Raw genomic sequence first — 3,537 nt, 5'->3', positions numbered from 1 at the left:
CCGACTTGGTGATTTTATGAAATATAGTCATAGCAAAGCTATGGCTGTGTTTCATAAAATTGTCAAGTTGGTGAAAAATGGCGTTTTGATGATTATTCATATTTATACAAAGGTCTCTTATTATTTAAATAACCAATAAGTCTGTTTTGGAGAGTGCATCAGAACCTTTTTGTAATAGATACTCTCTGTGGGTCTATCTATCTTTGGTGTGTCTTTAATTTTTAGCATTGTTAATCAGCTTATCCTCTAACAACCCACCATTCTTAACCCAATCATCAAGTCCCTGCAAGGTTTTTAACAACTCGCCCATTTTATCAATCGGCATAGAATTAGGGCCATCACTAAGGGCCTTTGCTGGGTTGGGGTGGGTTTCCATAAACAGTCCACTCACACCAACGGCAATGGCAGCACGGGCGAGGACTGGCACCATCTCTCGTTGTCCGCCTGAGGTGGTGCCTTGTCCGCCAGGTTGTTGCACTGAATGAGTGGCGTCAAATACCACAGGACAACCAGTGGCACGCATTTGCGCTAAACCACGCATATCTGATACCAAGGTGTTGTAGCCAAAACTAGTGCCTCTGTCGCAAACGGTGATTTGCTGATTGCCGACTTCTCGGGCTTTGGCAACAACATTGCCCATATCCCACGGGGCTTGAAATTGACCTTTTTTGATATTAACAGGGATGCCTTGCTTGCATACATTTTGAATGAAGTTGGTTTGACGCACCAAAAATGCAGGGGTTTGCATCATATCTACCACGCTGGCGACTTCATCGAGTGGTGTGTCTTCGTGCACATCGGTTAACACTTTGCAACCAACCTCATCTTTGACTTTTTGTAAAATGCGTAGCCCTTCTTCAATGCCTAAGCCTCTAAAACTACTGGTGCTGGTGCGATTGGCTTTATCGTATGAAGATTTGTAAATAAAATTAATGCCCAAATCCTCTGTTACTTGCTTTAAATAAGCGGCAGTTTCCAAAGCCAACGCCTCGGATTCAATCACACAAGGACCTGCAATCAGGAAAAATGGCTGATTAATGCCGACTTCAAAATCTAATAATTTCATCATAAATACCTATACAAAAAACTCAGCATTAATTATATTCGTTTAAAATGACAACTATGACAAATACGCCTGACATTCTAAAAAAAATTATTACTCGAAAGGAAGAAGAGGTTGCCGAGTGTAAAAAAAATATTTCAGAAAAGCAAATGCTTGACGCTGCTTATAAAGATCGTGATACCCGCGACTTTTACCAAGCATTAAAAGATAAAGCAGATGCCAAACAAAATGCGATTATTGCAGAAATTAAAAAAGCATCGCCTTCCAAAGGTGTGTTGCGTGAGGATTTCAACCCTGTTGAAATTGCCAAAAGCTACGAGAAAGCAGGCGCTACTTGCTTGTCAGTTTTGACTGATAAGGACTTTTTTCAAGGTAACAATCAATATTTAGTTGATGTACGAAAAGCAGTATCCATACCGGTATTACGCAAGGAATTCATTATAGACCCTTATCAGATTTACGAGGCCAGAACCTTAGGCGCTGATTGTATCTTGCTGATTGCGGCTTGTCTAAGCGATGAGCAAATGGAGGACTTTGCAATGCGTGCTATTGCTATTAATATGGATGTTTTGGTTGAGGTGCATAACCTAGAAGAATTACAACGCACATTACTGTTGCGCTTGCCAATGATTGGTATTAATAATAGAAACTTACGCACCTTTGGTGTTGCTTTAGAAACAACAGTTGAACTAATGAAAGAAATTAAAGAAGACACCTTGATTATCACCGAAAGCGGTATCTTGAGTGCCAATGATGTTGCCTTTATGCATAAGCACCATATTTACAGTTTTTTGGTTGGTGAAGCCTTTATGCGTCACGACAACCCCGGCAAAGCATTACAAGATATCTTTGGAGTAAACAAATGAACTCAACCGTTAAATGGATTGATAACATGATGATGCTTGGCACCTCAGCCAGTGGCCACGCCGTGGTGATGGATGGCCCTGAAGAATTGGGAGGCAAAAATCTAGGCATTCGCCCCATGGAGATGTTACTCCTAGGTATGGGCGGTTGCACAACCATTGATGTGGTATCAACACTGAAAAAAATGCGTGAAACTGTGCGCGATTGTCGCGTAGAAATATCCACTCAGCGCGCTGAAGAACATCCAAAAATATTCACTAAAATCCACCTTCACTTTATTATTAAAGGCACTGATTTAAATGATAAAAAAGTAGCTAAAGCCATAAGCCTATCTGCTGACAAATATTGCTCTGCTTCAATCATGCTTGGCAAAACTGCCCGCATAACCCATGATTTTGAAATCCATGAATAATACCTGGGGGTGGCTGGGCACGATTACAGGTATCACTGGTGGCTTACTGGTCGCACTCCACTTTAACTATTCAAAATATGGCTACATTTTCTTTATGATTTCAGCCATCAGTTGGATTATTCAAGGTGCTAAAAATCATGACAAATCCTTAATCTTATTAAATGCTGTTTTTGTCTGCGTTAACACATTGGGAATTTACCACTGGTTCTTTTAAAAAGTCAATTTCATTTATTCTTCTTATTTTATTCAAGCACACAGATACCCTGCAGGATGCTACACCAAGCGGACAAAGTGTGTTCTGCTCTACCGCGCACACGCTTAGATATTTTTAATGCAACGAACAGCCATACCAGCACTACGGGAAAAATTATCATTAATCCTCGCATCGCCTTGGTTATGGGTGATGTATAAATAATGAGGTTTCAAATTACTAGCATCAGACCGAGTCCACATGTGGATAGTATTAGAAGACTGTATACTGCCATCTGTGTGACGGAAGCCGCCAACAGCTGGGATTTTAAGGAAACTATTAAATGCTTTAATAGTATTACCTGTACCACCCGTATTCGTATAAGTGTCAATAGTATCTTTCTTTAACTCTTCCTTAGTTGGCACGCTAAAGCCTACTGGGCAAATATCATTGACTCCGCCATCTGCCCAGGCGGCTGTTCTAAGTGTACCATCTGCATCTGTGGTTGTCCAATCACTAGAGGATTTGATAAATGCATTTTTTGCTGGGGTGATGGAAGTTGCCCGTATTGTTGATGTTGTGCTTGAGCTAAACTCATGCCCATCATCATTTCTACCCCATTGGTAGAAATATCCACGAGCTTCGGTGTCTGCACTTAAGGTGGCTACTCGTGTAGCCCCTAGGTTTCTATCAAGCCAAACTCTGCCTGTGTAAGGTGAGAGGACCAGTCCGTAAGTTAGTCCATTAAACACTATCGTGTTGTCTTTTATTTTATTATCACGCTCTATCCAAGCAAGTGCACTTAGGTTCATTTTATGGCTGTCTTTAAAGGCTTTGCTGGCAATCGCATAGTTGATGGATTTTTGCTTGTTGCCCAGTGGCAGTTTTACCGTGAATTTGCCATAGTTTGTGGCATTGATGGTGTTGTTGTTTTCTTGACCGAACTCGAAATTTACCGATGGGGTAAGCTCAATATCCACACCTAAAATATTACCCTTAATGTCTGGA

At 41.0% G+C, this 3,537-nt stretch carries 4 protein-coding genes and 1 pseudogene; 3 read left to right on the top strand and 2 right to left on the bottom strand.

All coding sequences use genetic code 11. The features are described 5' to 3' along the window. Window positions 1-214: 214 nt before the first annotated feature. Window positions 215-1,066 (bottom strand): 3-deoxy-8-phosphooctulonate synthase, encoded by an 852-nt coding sequence (kdsA, locus tag BBROOKSOX_RS09610; protein ID WP_139661441.1) that lies wholly within the window; start codon window positions 1,064-1,066, stop codon window positions 215-217. Between the two features lie 56 nt (window positions 1,067-1,122). Between kdsA and trpC the strand changes: the two genes are divergently transcribed. From trpC to BBROOKSOX_RS09595, 3 genes are read left to right on the top strand one after another with little or no spacing between them, the layout of a single operon-like run. Then, on the top strand, window positions 1,123-1,929 hold the full coding sequence (gene trpC / locus BBROOKSOX_RS09605) for an indole-3-glycerol phosphate synthase TrpC (protein WP_139661438.1): 807 nt from the start codon (window positions 1,123-1,125) through the stop codon (window positions 1,927-1,929). Beyond that, window positions 1,926-2,339: an OsmC family protein gene (locus BBROOKSOX_RS09600; protein WP_139661436.1), complete on the top strand. Its 414-nt coding sequence runs from the start codon at window positions 1,926-1,928 to the stop codon at window positions 2,337-2,339. The genes trpC and BBROOKSOX_RS09600 overlap by 4 nt, the downstream gene beginning before the upstream one ends. Then, window positions 2,317-2,553 (top strand): hypothetical protein, encoded by a 237-nt coding sequence (locus BBROOKSOX_RS09595; protein ID WP_139699399.1) that lies wholly within the window; start codon window positions 2,317-2,319, stop codon window positions 2,551-2,553. The genes BBROOKSOX_RS09600 and BBROOKSOX_RS09595 overlap by 23 nt, the downstream gene beginning before the upstream one ends. Before the next feature lie 104 nt (window positions 2,554-2,657). Here BBROOKSOX_RS09595 and BBROOKSOX_RS09590 read toward each other — a convergent pair. After that, window positions 2,658-3,537, bottom strand: a pseudogene (locus tag BBROOKSOX_RS09590) (fibrobacter succinogenes major paralogous domain-containing protein); the annotation flags it as partial.

The sequence above is a fragment of the bacterium endosymbiont of Bathymodiolus sp. 5 South genome (assembly GCF_900128535.1).
In the GTDB taxonomy this organism is placed as follows: Bacteria; Pseudomonadota; Gammaproteobacteria; order PS1; family Pseudothioglobaceae; genus Thiodubiliella.
Note: the sequence above shows the minus strand (reverse complement) of the source record. Positions and strands in the feature narration are given on the sequence as shown.